The organism is Arthrobacter sp. 05L421 (assembly GCF_056397785.1).
Window position 1 is genome coordinate 79,818 of the sequence record NZ_JBFTOC010000011.1, and the last position, 13,746, is coordinate 93,563.

13 protein-coding genes are annotated in these 13,746 nt (G+C 66.6%); 3 read left to right on the top strand and 10 right to left on the bottom strand.

Features of this window, described 5'->3' with window-relative positions:
* Window positions 1–112: 112 nt before the first annotated feature.
* A complete protein-coding gene (locus AC1DKQ_RS13930) occupies window positions 113–1,861 on the top strand; it encodes a pyruvate dehydrogenase (RefSeq protein WP_476884347.1) in 1,749 nt (582 codons plus the stop codon).
* 101 nt (window positions 1,862–1,962) lie between these two features.
* Here the strand turns inward: AC1DKQ_RS13930 and AC1DKQ_RS13935 are convergent, their stop codons facing one another.
* Both AC1DKQ_RS13935 and AC1DKQ_RS13940 read right to left on the bottom strand, forming a co-directional pair.
* Window positions 1,963–2,325: an iron chaperone gene (locus AC1DKQ_RS13935; protein WP_476919301.1), complete on the bottom strand. Its 363-nt coding sequence runs from the start codon at window positions 2,323–2,325 to the stop codon at window positions 1,963–1,965.
* Window positions 2,326–2,357: 32 nt separating this feature from the next.
* A complete protein-coding gene (locus tag AC1DKQ_RS13940; RefSeq protein WP_476919302.1) occupies window positions 2,358–3,242 on the bottom strand; it encodes a hydroxymethylpyrimidine/phosphomethylpyrimidine kinase in 885 nt (294 codons plus the stop codon).
* Window positions 3,243–3,399: 157 nt separating this feature from the next.
* Here AC1DKQ_RS13940 and AC1DKQ_RS13945 point away from each other — a divergent pair, with 157 nt between their 5' ends.
* Window positions 3,400–4,815, top strand: coding sequence for an MFS transporter (locus tag AC1DKQ_RS13945; protein ID WP_476884345.1), 1,416 nt, complete (start codon window positions 3,400–3,402; stop codon window positions 4,813–4,815).
* Window positions 4,816–5,072: 257 nt separating this feature from the next.
* Window positions 5,073–5,768, top strand: a complete 696-nt coding sequence (locus AC1DKQ_RS13950) for a queuosine precursor transporter (protein ID WP_476919303.1) — start codon at window positions 5,073–5,075, stop codon at window positions 5,766–5,768.
* A 186-nt stretch (window positions 5,769–5,954) separates the two neighbouring features.
* Here AC1DKQ_RS13950 and AC1DKQ_RS13955 read toward each other — a convergent pair whose 3' ends face one another.
* The 8 genes from AC1DKQ_RS13955 to AC1DKQ_RS13990 all read right to left on the bottom strand — a co-directional run bounded on the left by AC1DKQ_RS13955 (window position 5,955) and on the right by AC1DKQ_RS13990 (window position 13,667).
* A complete protein-coding gene (locus AC1DKQ_RS13955) occupies window positions 5,955–6,893 on the bottom strand; it encodes a type IV toxin-antitoxin system AbiEi family antitoxin domain-containing protein (RefSeq protein ID WP_476919304.1) in 939 nt (312 codons plus the stop codon).
* A 433-nt stretch (window positions 6,894–7,326) separates the two neighbouring features.
* Entirely contained in the window at window positions 7,327–8,625 is a 1,299-nt protein-coding gene (tgt, locus tag AC1DKQ_RS13960) for a tRNA guanosine(34) transglycosylase Tgt (RefSeq protein ID WP_476884342.1), read from the bottom strand.
* A 33-nt stretch (window positions 8,626–8,658) separates the two neighbouring features.
* Window positions 8,659–9,384: an SRPBCC family protein gene (locus AC1DKQ_RS13965; RefSeq protein WP_476919305.1), complete on the bottom strand. Its 726-nt coding sequence runs from the start codon at window positions 9,382–9,384 to the stop codon at window positions 8,659–8,661.
* 47 nt (window positions 9,385–9,431) lie between these two features.
* On the bottom strand, window positions 9,432–10,493 hold the full coding sequence (locus tag AC1DKQ_RS13970) for a DUF6707 family protein (protein WP_476884340.1): 1,062 nt from the start codon (window positions 10,491–10,493) through the stop codon (window positions 9,432–9,434).
* Between the two features lie 120 nt (window positions 10,494–10,613).
* Window positions 10,614–11,153, bottom strand: coding sequence for an NUDIX hydrolase family protein (locus AC1DKQ_RS13975; protein ID WP_476884339.1), 540 nt, complete (start codon window positions 11,151–11,153; stop codon window positions 10,614–10,616).
* Between the two features lie 44 nt (window positions 11,154–11,197).
* A complete protein-coding gene (locus AC1DKQ_RS13980; protein WP_476919306.1) occupies window positions 11,198–11,818 on the bottom strand; it encodes an RraA family protein in 621 nt (206 codons plus the stop codon).
* Entirely contained in the window at window positions 11,815–12,270 is a 456-nt protein-coding gene (locus AC1DKQ_RS13985; protein ID WP_476919307.1) for a RidA family protein, read from the bottom strand. Before AC1DKQ_RS13985 ends, AC1DKQ_RS13980 begins: the two co-directional genes overlap by 4 nt.
* Window positions 12,267–13,667, bottom strand: coding sequence for an MFS transporter (locus AC1DKQ_RS13990; protein ID WP_476884336.1), 1,401 nt, complete (start codon window positions 13,665–13,667; stop codon window positions 12,267–12,269). The genes AC1DKQ_RS13985 and AC1DKQ_RS13990 overlap by 4 nt, the downstream gene beginning before the upstream one ends.
* Window positions 13,668–13,746 lie beyond the last annotated feature (79 nt).

Here is a 13,746-nt window from a genome sequence, read left to right on the forward strand (position 1 = left end):
CTAGTCCAGAGGGATCTGTTACGGACTGACCGTTCCTGGACGTCGCTGACAGCCGTGCGGACTATATTGGCCTGTGTCAGCTCATCGATCGACCTCCCGGGAGCGTGCACCCATGGCCAAGGAACTTGCCACCCAGCTCATCGAACAACTCCAGGCTGCCGGCGTGCAGCGGATCTACGGGATCGTGGGGGACAGCCTCAATCCAATCGTCGACGCCGTCCGCCAGACCGGCGGCTCGCAGCAGGGCGGAATTGACTGGATCCATGTCCGGCATGAGGAGGCGGCCGCGTTCGCCGCGGCGGCGGAAGCCCAGCTGACCGGCCGGCTCGCGGTGTGCGCCGGCTCCTGCGGGCCCGGCAACCTGCACCTGATCAACGGACTCTATGATGCCAACCGCTCCGGGGCTCCGGTGTTGGCCATCGCCTCGCACATCCCGAGTAAGCAGATCGGCAGCAGCTTCTTCCAGGAGACCCATCCGGACCGGATCTTCAACGAATGCTCGGTCTACTCCGAGCTGGTCAGCACCGCGGAGCAGGCGCCCCGGGTCATGCACAGCGCCATCCAGCACGCCGTCGGACTCCGGGGCGTCGCCGTCGTGACCCTGCCCGGTGACATCGCCGGCCTGGAGGCGACAGCTCCGACGCCGGCCCCTGCGGCGTTCCGGCCTGCGACGCTGACGCCGGACCCCGCCAGCGTGCGGGAACTGGCGGACGCCATCAACGCCGCCGAGAAGGTTGCAATCTTTGCCGGCGCCGGCGTGCAGGGCGCGCACGACGAGGTGATTGCCCTCGCCGAACTGCTCGCGGCGCCGATCGGCCACAGCCTCCGCGGCAAGGACTTCATGCAGTACGACAATCCTTACGACATCGGCATGACGGGCCTGCTGGGCTACGGCGCCGCGGCCGAGGGCATCGAGGACGCGGACCTGCTGATCCTGCTGGGCACCGACTTCCCGTACGACCAGTTCCTCCCGGGAACCCGGACGGCGCAGGTGGACCGGGCCGCGCACAAACTGGGGAGGCGGACCGACGTCGACGTCGCCGTGCATGGGGACGTGCTGCCCACCTTGGCCGGGCTGATGCCGCAGCTGCAGCCGAAGAAGAGCCGGCGCTTCCTCAACCAGATGCTGAAAAAGCACGACCGGCTCATGAACAAGGCTGTGGGGGCGTACACCCGGAACGTCGGGAAGAAACAGCCGATCCACCCGGAATACGCGGCCTCGCTGCTGGACCAGGTGGCGGCCGAGGACGCGATCTTCACGGCCGACACCGGCATGTGCAATGTCTGGACCGCCCGGTACATCAATCCGCTGGGAACGCGCCGGCTTATCGGGTCCTACCTGCACGGGTCCATGGCCAACGCGCTGCCGCACGCGATCGGCGCCCAGCTGGCGTTCCCTGGCCGGCAGGTGGTCTCGGTTTCGGGCGACGGCGGCCTGTCCATGCTGCTGGGCGAGCTCATCACGGTCGCCGCGCACCGGCTGCCGGTGAACGTGGTGGTCTTCAACAACTCCACCCTGGGCATGGTGAAACTCGAGATGCTGGTGGACGGGCTCCCGGACTTCGGCGTCGACGTCCCGGACGCCAACTACGCCGACGTTGCCAAGGCCCTGGGCTTCCACGCCGTCCGGGTCACGGACCCGTCCCGGATCGAGGCCGCGTACCGGGAAGCTTTCGCCCACCCCGGCCCGTCGCTCGTGGAGCTCATCACTGACCCCAAGGCATTGTCCCTTCCGCCCAAGATCAAGGGCGCACAGATCCTGGGCTTCGCCACGGCCATGTCCAAGGTGGTCCTCAACCGGGGCGCCGGCGAGGCCGTCAGCATGGCACGGAGCAACCTGCGGAACATCCCGCGGCGCTGAGGCGGTCCCTGGGTTCGCCGGAAGCCCTCCAGTTCGCTGGAATCCCCCGGGATCGCCGGAAGTTTCCGGCGAACCCGGGGCTTTCCGGCGAGCCCGGTTGCTTAAGGCGCCCCGCTCCGGCGTTCCGCTGCCAGGGCCGCGGCCACTTTTCCGATCAGCTCGTACGGAACGGGCTTCCGCAGCGGGAACTTCAGCGTCCCCTTCGCGGCGCGGTAGGGTGCGAGTTCCGCGCTGAGCGGCTCGTCGCCGTCGGGCACGGGGTAAACGGAGATGTGGTGCGCCCAGCCGGCGAAATACACCACGTATTTGCCGCCGAGCGTGACGGTCGGGATGCCGTAACTGATCATCTCCCCTGATCCAGGGACCGCGGCATGGCAGCGCCGCCGGATCTCCTGCAGCACGTCCTGCACCTCGGCAGGAAAGGAGGCGATGTACTCGTCCACGGACTCAAAGTGCTGTGCCATTGCCGTTCCCTCCGACGATCCTCTGCAACGAGTTAGCGCGGGCCGCCCTGCCACAAGGCATCGAACGGTGCGCCCGAGGCCACCCGGTTGCGGATGCCGGCGGTCACAAATGCCTTCGCCGTCCGGGCGGCGGCCAGCGGCGTCGCACCCTTGGCGAGCTCGGCCGTCACCGCCGCGGCCAGCGAGCACCCGGCGCCGGACACCGCCACTTCGCCCACCTTGGGGGCGGACAGGACCTCCAGCGTTTCGCCGTCGTAATAGACGTCGACGGCGTCGGGACCTTCCAGCCGCACGCCGTCCTTGGCGAGCACCGCGGCGCCGCTGAGCTCATGGATGCGGACCGCGGCGGCCTTGAGGGACTCGAGGTCGGTGATTTCCAGCCCGGAGAGCGACTCGGCCTCGAAGTGGTTCGGCGTGACGAAAGTGGCCAGCGGCAGGATGTGGGACTTGAGCGCCTGGTCGGTGTCCAGGGCGTGGCCCGGCTCCTGGCCCTTGCAGATCAGCACCGGATCCAGCACCACGTTGGCGAACTGCCCGGCTACCAGCGCCGCGGCCACGGTCGAAATTGTCGCAGGGCTGCCCAGCATGCCGATCTTGACGGTGTCCAGAACGGCCGGTGCGCCGGACGCGGCGCCGTACGCCGCCGTCGTCGCCTCCAGCTGGTCCGCGATGACCTGCTGGTCCACTGGGACGAAGCGGTGGTTCCAGTTGTCCTTGGGGTCGAAGGACACGATGCAGGTCAGGTTCGCGATCCCGAAGACGCCGAGCTCCTGGAAAGTCTTCAGGTCAGCCTGCGCGCCGGCGCCGCCGGTCGCCTCGGAGCCTGCGATGGTGAGCGCGACGGCGGGGGAGGAGGCGGCGACGGAGGCAGTATCGGCAACTGTCAGGGCGGCGGAATCGAATGCGGTAGAAGTCATGGTCCCATCCTGCCATCCCGCCAAAACCACCCGCATTGTGCTCCTGAACAAGCATTCCATGAACAGTATGAACAAAACCTTAGTGTTCCGGATCACGGGAACTAGGGTGGCGGACGGTGTTGCCTCCTGGCGGCGCCGGATCCAGGAAGGTTCATTGATGAGCACCCAACTGTCCGAAGCGGCCCAGACCCGGAAAGCCGTCGGCAACATCCTCAAAGGCTCGGCCGGCAACCTTGTCGAGTGGTACGACCTCTACGTCTACACCGTCTTTGCGGCCTACTTCCAGGCGCACTTCTTCAACTCCACCGATGAGCTTCAGGCCGGTCTCGAGGCGATGGCCGTCTTCTCGACGTCGTTCCTGATGCGCCCGATCGGTGCCTGGTTCTTTGGCCGGTACGCCGACCGCAGGGGCCGCAAGGCCGCGCTGACCCTGAGTGTGACCATGATGTCCGCGGGCTCCTTCGCCATCGCCGTGCTGCCCACCCAGGACGTGATCGGCCTGTGGGCATTGATCCTCCTGGTCCTTATCCGCGTGATCCAGGGCTTCTCCGTAGGCGGTGAGTACGGCACCAGTGCCACGTACATGTCCGAGGCCGCTACCTCCAAGCGCCGCGGCTTCTTCTCCAGCTTCCAGTACGTCACGCTGATCGGCGGCCAGATGCTGGCCCTGCTGGTCCTCGTGGTCCTGCAGAACGCCATGCCCAAGGCCGAGCTGACCGAGTGGGGCTGGCGCATCCCGTTCGCGATCGGCGGCGTGGCCGCCCTGGTGGTCCTGTGGCTGCGGCGCTCCATGGAGGAAACCGTCTCGGCCGAACAGATCGAGGCCGCAAAAGCCCCTGCCGCGGCGGGCCAGGCGCAGCCGGGGACCATGAAGCTGCTGTTCACCAGCTACTGGAAGCCGCTCATGATCTGCATCGGGATCACCCTTGGCGGCACGGTGGCGTTCTACACGTACACCAACTTCATCCTGAAGTTCATGAACGATACCTCCGGCATCGCCAAGACCGACACCTCGGTCATCAACTTCTGGGCACTGTTCATCTTCATGCTGCTCCAGCCGGTCTACGGCATCATCTCGGACAAGGTGGGCCGCAAGCCGCTGCTGCTGTGGTTCGGCATCACCGGCGTCCTGTTCACCTGGCCGCTCCTGTCCGCCCTGGCCGGAACCAAGGATCCGATGACCGCGTTCCTGCTCATGATGGGCGGCCTGCTGATCGTGGGCGGCTACACCTCCATCAACGCCCTGGTGAAGGCCGAGCTGTTCCCCGCGTCCATCCGCGCCCTCGGCGTCGGCCTGGGCTACGCGATCGCCAACTCTCTCTTCGGCGGCACCGTCCCGCTCATCGGCGCGGCCCTGCAGAAGGCGGGCCAGGAAGAACTGTTCTTCACCTACGTCACCGTGGCCATCGGCATCTCCCTGCTGGTCTACATCTTCGCCCTGAAGAACAAGAAGTCCACGCACCTGGACCACGAGCAGGGTCACGCCTGGACGCCGGCCGCTGTCGACGCGGGCGCAGGTACCACCGGCCCCAAGGACGACGACGAGGACCTCATCGACGCCTCGCGCCGCTAGGCAGGCCAGCCCGCCGTCGCCGAATTCGCGGGAAGCCCTCGAGGTCGCCGTAATTTTCCGGCGACCTCGGGGGCTTCCAGCGAACTCGCGCCTTCTGGCCGGCCCTGCACCGCCGTGCCCGCAGTGCCGGGTGCGAGAATGGAGGCGGTTCCGGCGTCGTGTGTCACCGGGGCCGTCCAGTGCTAATACAGCCGGCCGCCCAGCGTCTTCCCTTGGGAGTGTGGGCCGCCGAGCGAACCACTACGAAATGGAATGCCATGACTTCCGCCAAGACTTTCCCGGCGTCAGCTCCGCCTAGATTCGCCTCGATCGGCTCCCCGTATTTCGGCATCATGCTGGCCGTCATGGCCGTTGTGCTGATCCTGTCCAATATCGGGGCGTCCAAGGGCGTGGCGATCGGCCCCGTCATAACGGACGGCGGATTCTTCCTCTTCCCGCTGGCTTACATCCTGGGCGACGTCATCAGCGAGGTCTATGGCTTTAGGGTGGCACGCAAAGCCATCGTCACCAGCTTTGCCCTTTCTGTCTTCGCGTCCCTCTGCTACTGGGTCATCATCGCCCTTCCCGGGTTCAACGACGAGTACGGTGCTTCCAAACAGACAGCCCTGGAAGGTGCCCTAGGACCGGTCCCGCAGATCGTTCTGGCATCGCTCCTGGCATTCCTTGCCGGCCAGACCATCAACTCGTGGATTCTCGTGAAGATGAAGGCACGGACCGGAGAAAAGTCTCTGTGGGCGCGCATCATGGGCTCGTCCGTGGCCGGTGAATTCGTGGACACGCTGATCTTCTGCAGCATTGCCGCGTCCGTGATTGGCATTACCGACGCCGGGATGTTCGTGAACTACGTCCTCGTGGGCTTCCTCTACAAGACCCTCGTGGAGTTCGCCTTCGTGCCGCTGACAGCGCTCTCCATCGGTTGGGTCAAGAAGCGCGAACCGAGCTACGGGGCCTAGGCCTCCGTCCCCGGCCGCCGCTAAACTCCGAGTCCGGCCGCCGCCTTCCACCTCCAGCCGCCGCCCAGAGCGCGCCCCCCCCGCCGCACTGTTCGCCGTCCCCCGGGCTGCCACCCTTTCGCCGGAAACCTGCGGGGTCGCCGTAAATTTCGGGCGACGTCGCGGGTTTTCCGGCGAATCCGGCGCTCACGGTTGCGGGCGGCGGGCCAGTGCACGTAGCAGGCGGCTCTTGAATTCCTGTTCCAGGAAGAGGTCCTTCCACTCAACGCGGACGAACCGCCAGCCCTCTTCAGTCAGGGCCTTCTCGCGGCGCCGTTCCTCGAAGAGCACCTCGGGTGTGGGACTGTAATCGAAGTACTTGATTTTGCCGTCGAACTCGAGGGCGACCTTCTCCTCCTTCCACGCAAAGTCCAGACGATAGCGCCCAACGCGGCTTATCACTTCAAGCTGCGGCTCAGGAGGCCGGATCCGGCACCGCAGGATCAGGTCGCGGGTCAGGGTTTCGCCGGGAGATTCGGACCGCGGATCTGCCGAGGCGAGGACGCGGCGGAATGTCCGGATCCCCCGCCGCCCGTCCAGATCATCTGCCATGGCCTGCAGGGTGGCCGGGTCCGCGCCGAGGCGAAGCGCGTGGTCGGTGAGGATCAGCGCCTGCCTGTAGGGCAGCAGCATGGCGCAATCGGCCGTTGTGCGCTCTAAAGAAGTTGTCCGGAGGCCGTTCACAACTGCGACGTCGTGATCGGCGAAGGGACGCGTGTGGCAGCGGACGTCCCTCCCGTGGCGCTCGTTCGAGGGGCGCACTTTCTGGAGGAGATGGATCGCGTTATCCACGTCCCATAAGTGGAGGCGGCGGAGGCGCGCCGCGGAAGTGTGGCTGTAGAGGAAGGTGCCTGTCGATGTCGTGTGCGTTCCGTGGGCATGTGCGTAGATGAGTTGCCTGCTCCGGGTGGTGGGGGACTGGACCCGCCACAGGCTGGCGCGGATGTAGCAGCCGTACCGGAGCCGGACGAGGGCGCCTGAGTCCAGGAGCGAGCGGATGGCGCGCGGACCGTAGCCGAGGTCCAGCAGTTGTTCGGTCCGCCAGAGGTTCCCCGTCGGCGGCAGCTCCAAAGGGTTCTGCGTCATGCCACCAGCCTGAGCTGGCCTGGGAGCGGGCGGCAGTCCCCGCCGACATTATGTGGAAAACCACTACGTGGAAAACCCGACGCCGCACCGCGGATCTTTCGCGACGGCTCTTTTTGGGACGGTGCGCCGCCCAGTTCGCCGGAACGCGGCGGAGGCGCCGGAAATTTACGGCGAGTTCGGTGGCTTCCCGCGATTTCGACGGCGGCCGCCGGGCCTTGCCGCCGTCCTACCCTGGAAAGCCCGTGGTCGCCGGAACGCTGCCAAATCGCCGGAAAGCCCGAGGTCGCCGGAACGCTGCGGGGTCGCCGGAAATTTCCGGCGATCGGGCACGGTTCCGGCGACTTCGAGGTCGACGGCGGACCGGTTCGACGCCGGGACCCGCGGGCGTCGGGCCAGTCCGACGCCGGACCCCGGAACCACGGGCCACGGACGCCTAGGAGTAGTAGTTCCGCAGGGTCTCGGCCTTGAACTCGAAGAAGTTGCCGGCCTCGATGGCGAGCCGGGCGTCGTCCACCATCTTCACCACGAAGCGTTCGTTGTGGATCGAGATCAGGGTGGCCGAGACCATCTCCTTGGCCTTGAACAGGTGGTGGATGTAGGCCCGCGAATAATTCACGCAGGCGTAGCAGTCGCAGCCTTCCTGCAGCGGGCCGAAGTCGCGCTTGTACTTGGCGCCGGAGAGGTTGTACCGGCCGGTGGGGTGGTAGAACGCCGAATTGCGGGCCACCCGGGTGGGGGACACGCAGTCGAAGGTGTCCGCGCCGTTCTCAATGGCGGTGAAGATGTCGTCCGGTTCGGAGATGCCCAGCAGGTGCCGCGGCTTGTTCTCCGGCAGTTCCTCGTTGCACCAGCGCACGATCGTGCCGAGGTTTTCTTTCTCCAGCGCCCCGCCAATGCCGAAGCCGTCGAAGTTCATGGCTCCGAGGTCGCGGCAGGCCTTGCGGCGCAGGTCCTCGTACTGGGCACCCTGGATCACCCCGAACAGGGCCTGGTAGGGCTTGCCGGCGCGCTCGTTCGTGAGACGGAAGTGCTCGGTGATGCACCGTTCGGCCCAGCGGCGGGTCCGTTCCAGGGACTCCTCCTGGTAGCCGCGGGAGTTCTGCAGCGTGGTGAGCTCGTCGAACGCGAACATGATGTCGGCGCCGATCTGGTGCTGGACGTTCATCGAGATTTCGGGGCTGAAGCGGTGCCGGTCGCCGTTGAGGTGGCTCTTGAACCACACGCCTTCCTCGTCCACGTGGGCCAGGCGTTCCTTGCCGGGGGCGACGGCGTCGTCGGGTCCGGAATTGTCCACCGATTTCATGTCGATGACCTTTTTGAACCCCGAGCCCAGGCTCATCACCTGGAACCCGCCGGAATCGGTGAACGTAGGCCCGCGCCAGTTCATGAACGCACCGAGGCCCCCGGCCTCGTCCAGGATGTCCGCGCCCGGCTGCAGGTACAGATGGTACGCGTTGGCCAGCACGGCCTGCGCGCCGAGCTCGGCAATGGATTCCGGCAGCACGGATTTGACCGTGGCCTTGGTGCCGACGGCAATGAACGCCGGGGTCTGGATCTCCCCGTGCGGGGTGGCGATGGTGCCGGTCCGGCCCAGGAACTCCCCGCCGTTGGCGTCAATCTGCCCGGCCGACGGCGGGCACGCCTCGCTCAGGCGCTTGCCCACGCGGAAGGAAAACTCGGACTGCCTGGCAGGCGCGGGGGGCAAAGGATCGGACTCAGGATTGGCTGGCACGGTTCAAGTGTGCCAGCTAACGCAGCCCTTCCCTTAGTGGACGGTGTCGGATGTGGGGTAGTTCTCAGCCCGCCACTTGTCCCAGTGATTTCGGATTGCCTCCAGCTGGTGGGCCCCGAGGTCGTAGGTGGAGATGATCGCGACGGAGCCGCCGTCGGGCCGGACATCGGCGATGACCGGCTGGTCCGCCACGATCACTAGGCCGTCCCCGTGCTCGGCGTAGTGGTGGACCGTCAGGCCAACTTGGTGGTTGCTGCGGAACCACACTTTGCCGGAGATCTCCTCGCCCGTGGGCAGGGTGAGCGAATACGGGTCCCCGGGCGCCGGGACATCGCTGAGCCCGAGTTTTTCTATCGCGGACCCGCTGGTGCCGGGCACGGAGAAGAAAAAAGTTCGACGCCTGCCATGCGGGTGCCGTTCGAGGGCGAAGCGCATTTGTTGCAGGAAGGTCAGCCAGCCCTGGGTGATGTCCTCGTCCCAGGCCGCCCACTCGGAATTGTGGTCGATTGCCGCCCTGGTAACGCTGACTTCCGTGCCCGTGGCGACGGGTTTCAACGTAAAGATGTCTCCGCCGTCCACCACCAGGGAGGTGTGGTCTGCGCCTTCGATGACATTGGGGCCGAAGTAGATTTCGCTGATTTCTGCCTCTTGGTCATCGGCCACCCAGCCGTGCCACTCGGCGATCTTGGCGGGTTCGCGCAGCATGGTCCAAACTTGCTGCGCGTCCGAATTAATCACAACGCTCAGATTGTTCGTCATGGGCCGAATCTACAACGCCCGGCCGCGGCGGGGTAGGGGCAAATACTTCAGGCGCGGACTGATTCGAGCTCGTTGCCGATCCGGCGTTCCAGCTCGGCGGCGCCAACCGTTTCGGAGCCACCATGGGCACGCAGGAACAGGAGCGCCTCGAGCCGCAGCAGGCGCCATTCGCGTTCAGCATCCGGGTTCGCGTTGTCGATCGAGCGGAAGATTTCCTTGTCGTACAGGTTGGGCTCGTTGAGCGAGCGCTGGCGCACCTTGGCGTTGATCCGGGCCTTGAACGGGTCAGTTTCCATGGCCTCCGGCGCGCGGAGGAACTTCTCGTAGATCCCGGCACGCTGGTCCTGCCCCAGCTGGCGGCAAATGTAGCTGGAGAGCGCCAGGGTTGACTCCACGGAGGCCCAGCGGTCGGGGTTGCCGTCGAACGGCAGGACGTTGAGCAGGTCCGCGACCGCCAGGGCGTTTTCGGCGTCCTTGAGGGTGATGAAGAGCTCGTGTGCGAGGTCGCTGAGGTCCTTCAGGCAGCTGCCGGACTTGGTGTTGATGCCCTTGGCGAGCCGTTCACTGAGCAGGAGCACACCGACGGCGCCCGTATGGGCCTCGGCCGCGGCCTCCACGACAGACTCCGGCGTGCCGTCGGGGACCGGGATGAGGGCCAGGTCCGCGTCGCTGGGTCCGCCCACCGCCGGCGGCGCAACGGGCTGGGGAGGGACGACGACGGCGGCCGCCGTATTGTCGGACTCAGCTGCGTCGGGCACCTCCTCTTCCGGTTCCGGGGACGGGCCGGACGCCGGAAGTTCGGGGGAGCCGTCGCCGGAAGGAGTCGGCAGTTCGGGTGCTCCGGCGGGCGCGCCGTCGTCGGAGGCAATCGTGGCGCCGGACTCGGGGTCGTCGGTGACCCGGATCAATGATCCCGCCGCGATCCGCAGCACACCGCCGCCGCTGAGGGTCGCCAAAACCATGGCGGGAGTCCCAAAATCGTCGGCTTCGACATCGACGCGGTGGATCTCGGCAGAGCGGTTTCCATCGGGCAGGATCAGGTGGTCGCCGGCCCGAAGGGATCCAGCCTGCTGTTCGCTGTAATTCCGGGAGGCTGGGGGGTGGGTCATCGGGAGTCCTTAAAGTTCTCTTGCGGTCCGCCCACCAGTCTACAAAATCAGGTGCGTGAAGTCGGGGACGCCCGGGACGCCCCGAGCGTCCCCGGACGGCGCGGGCCCCAAGGGTGTCGGCTAGTTGCCGACTCCCGCGAAGGCCAGAGCCTGCCGGATCAGGGCCCCCCGGCCGCCGCTGAATTCCAGCTGTACGTCCGTGCTCATGACCTCCTGCGGCGTCATCCAGGTCAGCTCGAGGGCGTCCTGGCGCGGGGAGCATTCGCCGGTGACGGGAATGATGTACGCCAGGGCAACGGCGTGCTGGCGGTCGTCCGTGAAGCCGGTATGGGACGGAGACGGGAAGTACTCGGCCACCGTGAACGGCACCGGGCTGACCGGCAGCTGCGGGAAGGCAAGCGGGCCCAGGTCCTTCTCCATGTGGCGGAGCAGCGCGGCGCGGATGGTCTCGCGGTAAAGAACGCGGCCGGACACCAGCGAACGGACCATGGCGCCGTCCTCGTCGGCCTGCAGCAGGGTGCCGACCTCGTTCACGAACCCGAGGGGGTCCAGCCGGACCGGTACGGCCTCGACATAGACCATCGGCAGCTTGCCCCGCGCCTCGATCAGGTCGTCGTCGGAGAGCCAGCCGGGATTCGGGTCAGGGGTGCGCACATTCATGGTTAAGTTCTACCCCATCCCTGACCCGAATCCCGCGCCGTCCCTTAGAACGCCAGCACCGATTCCAACGGCTCGCCGGATGCGATTCGTGCCAGCAGCGCCGGCTCGGCGGCGTCGGAGGCCAGTGCCTGGCCCAGGACCTCGGCGGCAGCCTCCGGGGACAGGACGATCACGCCGTTGTCGTCCCCGAGCACCCAGTCGCCCGGATTGACCTGGACGCCTCCGCACTGCACCGGGACATTCACCGCGGAGCCGCCGCTGCGGACCCGCTTGGTAGTCAGGCACGAAGTCCCGCGGGCGAAGACCGGCAGACCCGTGGCGCGGAGCTCCAGGACGTCGGTGGCCACGCCGTCGACGACGACGCCGGCGGCGCCTTGCGCGGTGGCCGCTGCCGCGGTGACCGCGCCCACCGGCGCGTGCCGGTGGTCGCCGGACATGTCCACCACCAGCACCGCGCCGGGGTGCAGCTCCAGCAGGGCACGGTTCATGGCATAGGCGTCATGGTCCGCGATGCGCACCGTGACCGCGGGGCCAGCCACCTTGACGCCGTCGAGCAGCGCCCGGATGGCCGGATCCACGAATCCGTCCTCCAGGAAGTGCCCGATCGTGGGGTAGCTGACGGCCGCGAGTCCCTCGGCGAGTTCACCGCTACGCACTGCGCTCACGGTGCTCCCGGCGCCGTCGTGTCGGCGACCACGGCCACGCAGTCGATTTCCAGCGCGACACCCCACAGGCTCACACAGACCGTGGTCCGAGCAGGCCGGGCCGTCGCAAAGAACTCCGAGTAGACCCGGTTGTAGGCCTCGAGCCGGTCGGGATCGGTGAGGTAGGCGTTGACCTTGACCACGTGCTCCAGGCCGGACCCGGCCGCCTCCAGCACGGACCGGAGGTTGATGATGGTTTGGCGCACCTGGTCCTCGAAGGTGTCGGGCTGGTGGTCCAGCCCGCTGATCGCGGGGATTTGGCCGGCGGTGAAGACAAACCCGTTGGCGACGACCGCCTGGGAGAACGGGCCGACGGCGGCCGCGCCGCCCGGGACCTGCGCGATCCGGTGGACCGTCCCGTTTACGGGAGGAGCAGCGGGCAGAGCAGTGAGGTGAGCGTCCTGGACTGTCACTTGGCAGCCACCGCTTCGGCGGACGGGTCAGTGGTTGCAACCGTGGTTGCGGCGGCGACCGCGTCGGTGGGGGCGGAGTCGACGGCGTCGATGTTGCCGTGCCGGGTTTCGGTCAGGACGAACAAGGCACAGAGCGATACGAGGGCGGCGGCCATGATGTACCACGCGATGGAGGAGCTCTGGTGGGTCATGCCCAGCAGCCATGTGGTGATGAACGGCGTCGCGGCGCTGCCGAGGAGCCCGGAGAGCATGTAGGCCACGGACAGTCCCGAGTAGCGGACCTTGGAACCGAAGAGCTCGGCGAGGAAGGTGGCGATCGGGCCGTAGTTCGCGGCGAAGGCCGTCATCATGGCCAGGTAGGCGACGAACAGCAGCGGCACGGACTTGGTGTCCATGAGCCAGAACATCGGGAACGCCAGGACTGCCTCGGCGGCAACACCGGCATAGATGATCGGCTTGCGGCCGAACTTGTCAGAGAGCCGGCCGAAGAAGGGGATCAGGACAAAGCACAGGGCGCAGGAAGCCAGCACAACCCACAGCATCAGGGTTTCCGAGTGGCCCAGTTCCTTCTTGCCGTAGGAGACGCCCGAGGCCACGAGCAGGGTGAAGGTGCTGCCGGTGGACAGAGTGGCGACGCCGCCGAGGATAACCTGCTTCCAGTACTTGGCCATGAGGGCCGCGAAGGGCAGCTTGGCCTTGGCGCCGGCATCCTTGACTGCCTGGAAGGACGGCGTTTCTTCGATGTGCAGCCGGATGTAAATGCCCACGGCCACAAGCAGCGCGGAGGCCATGAACGGGATACGCCAGCCCCAGGCGAGGAGGGCTTCGGTGCTGACGCTCGAGGCGACAATGAGGAACGCAACGTTGGCGATCAAGGTTCCGGCGGGCACGCCCACCTGGACCAGCGAACCGTAGAACCCGCGTTGAGACGCGGGAGCGTGTTCTACCGTCATCAGGACGGCGCCGCCCCATTCGCCGCCCAGGGCCAGGCCCTGGATGACGCGTAGGAAGAGCAGCAGCAGAGGCGCCATGATGCCGATGCTGTTGTAGTCCGGCAGCAGGCCGATGGCGAAGGTGGCGGCGCCCATGGTCAGCAGTGAAATCAGGAGCATGGACTTCCGGCCCAGGCGGTCCCCGAAGTGGCCGAAGATGATGGCGCCCACCATGCGTGCAATGTAGGCGGAGGCGAAGGTGCCGAAGGCGAGCATGGTGCCCACGAGGGGGTCGAAGCTGGGGAAGAAGATCTTGTTGAACACGAGCGCGGATGCTGTGCCGAATACAAAGAGGTCGTACCACTCGACGGTGGTGCCGATGACGCTGGCGAGGGCGATCTTACGCATCTTGGCCAGGTCCAGGCGGGCAGCCGCGTGGGAGGTGGTTTCTACCGATTGAGCCATCAATTTCTCCAGATGGGGGTGCGGGGACGAATGTCCGGTGCAAGGTAGTAGCCAACTATTCTGTGTTGGTGATCACACC

Bases quoted from the DNA above. Each gene is read 5' to 3' on its own strand.
- AC1DKQ_RS13930 (WP_476884347.1), top strand. From the start codon at position 113: ATGGCCAAGGAACTTGCCACCCAGCTCATCGAACAACTCCAGGCTGCC.
- AC1DKQ_RS13935 (WP_476919301.1), bottom strand. From the start codon at position 2,325: ATGGCACAGCACTTTGAGTCCGTGGACGAGTACATCGCCTCCTTTCCT.
- AC1DKQ_RS13940 (WP_476919302.1), bottom strand. From the start codon at position 3,242: ATGACTTCTACCGCATTCGATTCCGCCGCCCTGACAGTTGCCGATACT.
- AC1DKQ_RS13945 (WP_476884345.1), top strand. From the start codon at position 3,400: ATGAGCACCCAACTGTCCGAAGCGGCCCAGACCCGGAAAGCCGTCGGC.
- AC1DKQ_RS13950 (WP_476919303.1), top strand. From the start codon at position 5,073: ATGACTTCCGCCAAGACTTTCCCGGCGTCAGCTCCGCCTAGATTCGCC.
- AC1DKQ_RS13955 (WP_476919304.1), bottom strand. From the start codon at position 6,893: ATGACGCAGAACCCTTTGGAGCTGCCGCCGACGGGGAACCTCTGGCGG.
- AC1DKQ_RS13965 (WP_476919305.1), bottom strand. From the start codon at position 9,384: ATGACGAACAATCTGAGCGTTGTGATTAATTCGGACGCGCAGCAAGTT.
- AC1DKQ_RS13970 (WP_476884340.1), bottom strand. From the start codon at position 10,493: ATGACCCACCCCCCAGCCTCCCGGAATTACAGCGAACAGCAGGCTGGA.
- AC1DKQ_RS13975 (WP_476884339.1), bottom strand. From the start codon at position 11,153: ATGAATGTGCGCACCCCTGACCCGAATCCCGGCTGGCTCTCCGACGAC.
- AC1DKQ_RS13990 (WP_476884336.1), bottom strand. From the start codon at position 13,667: ATGGCTCAATCGGTAGAAACCACCTCCCACGCGGCTGCCCGCCTGGAC.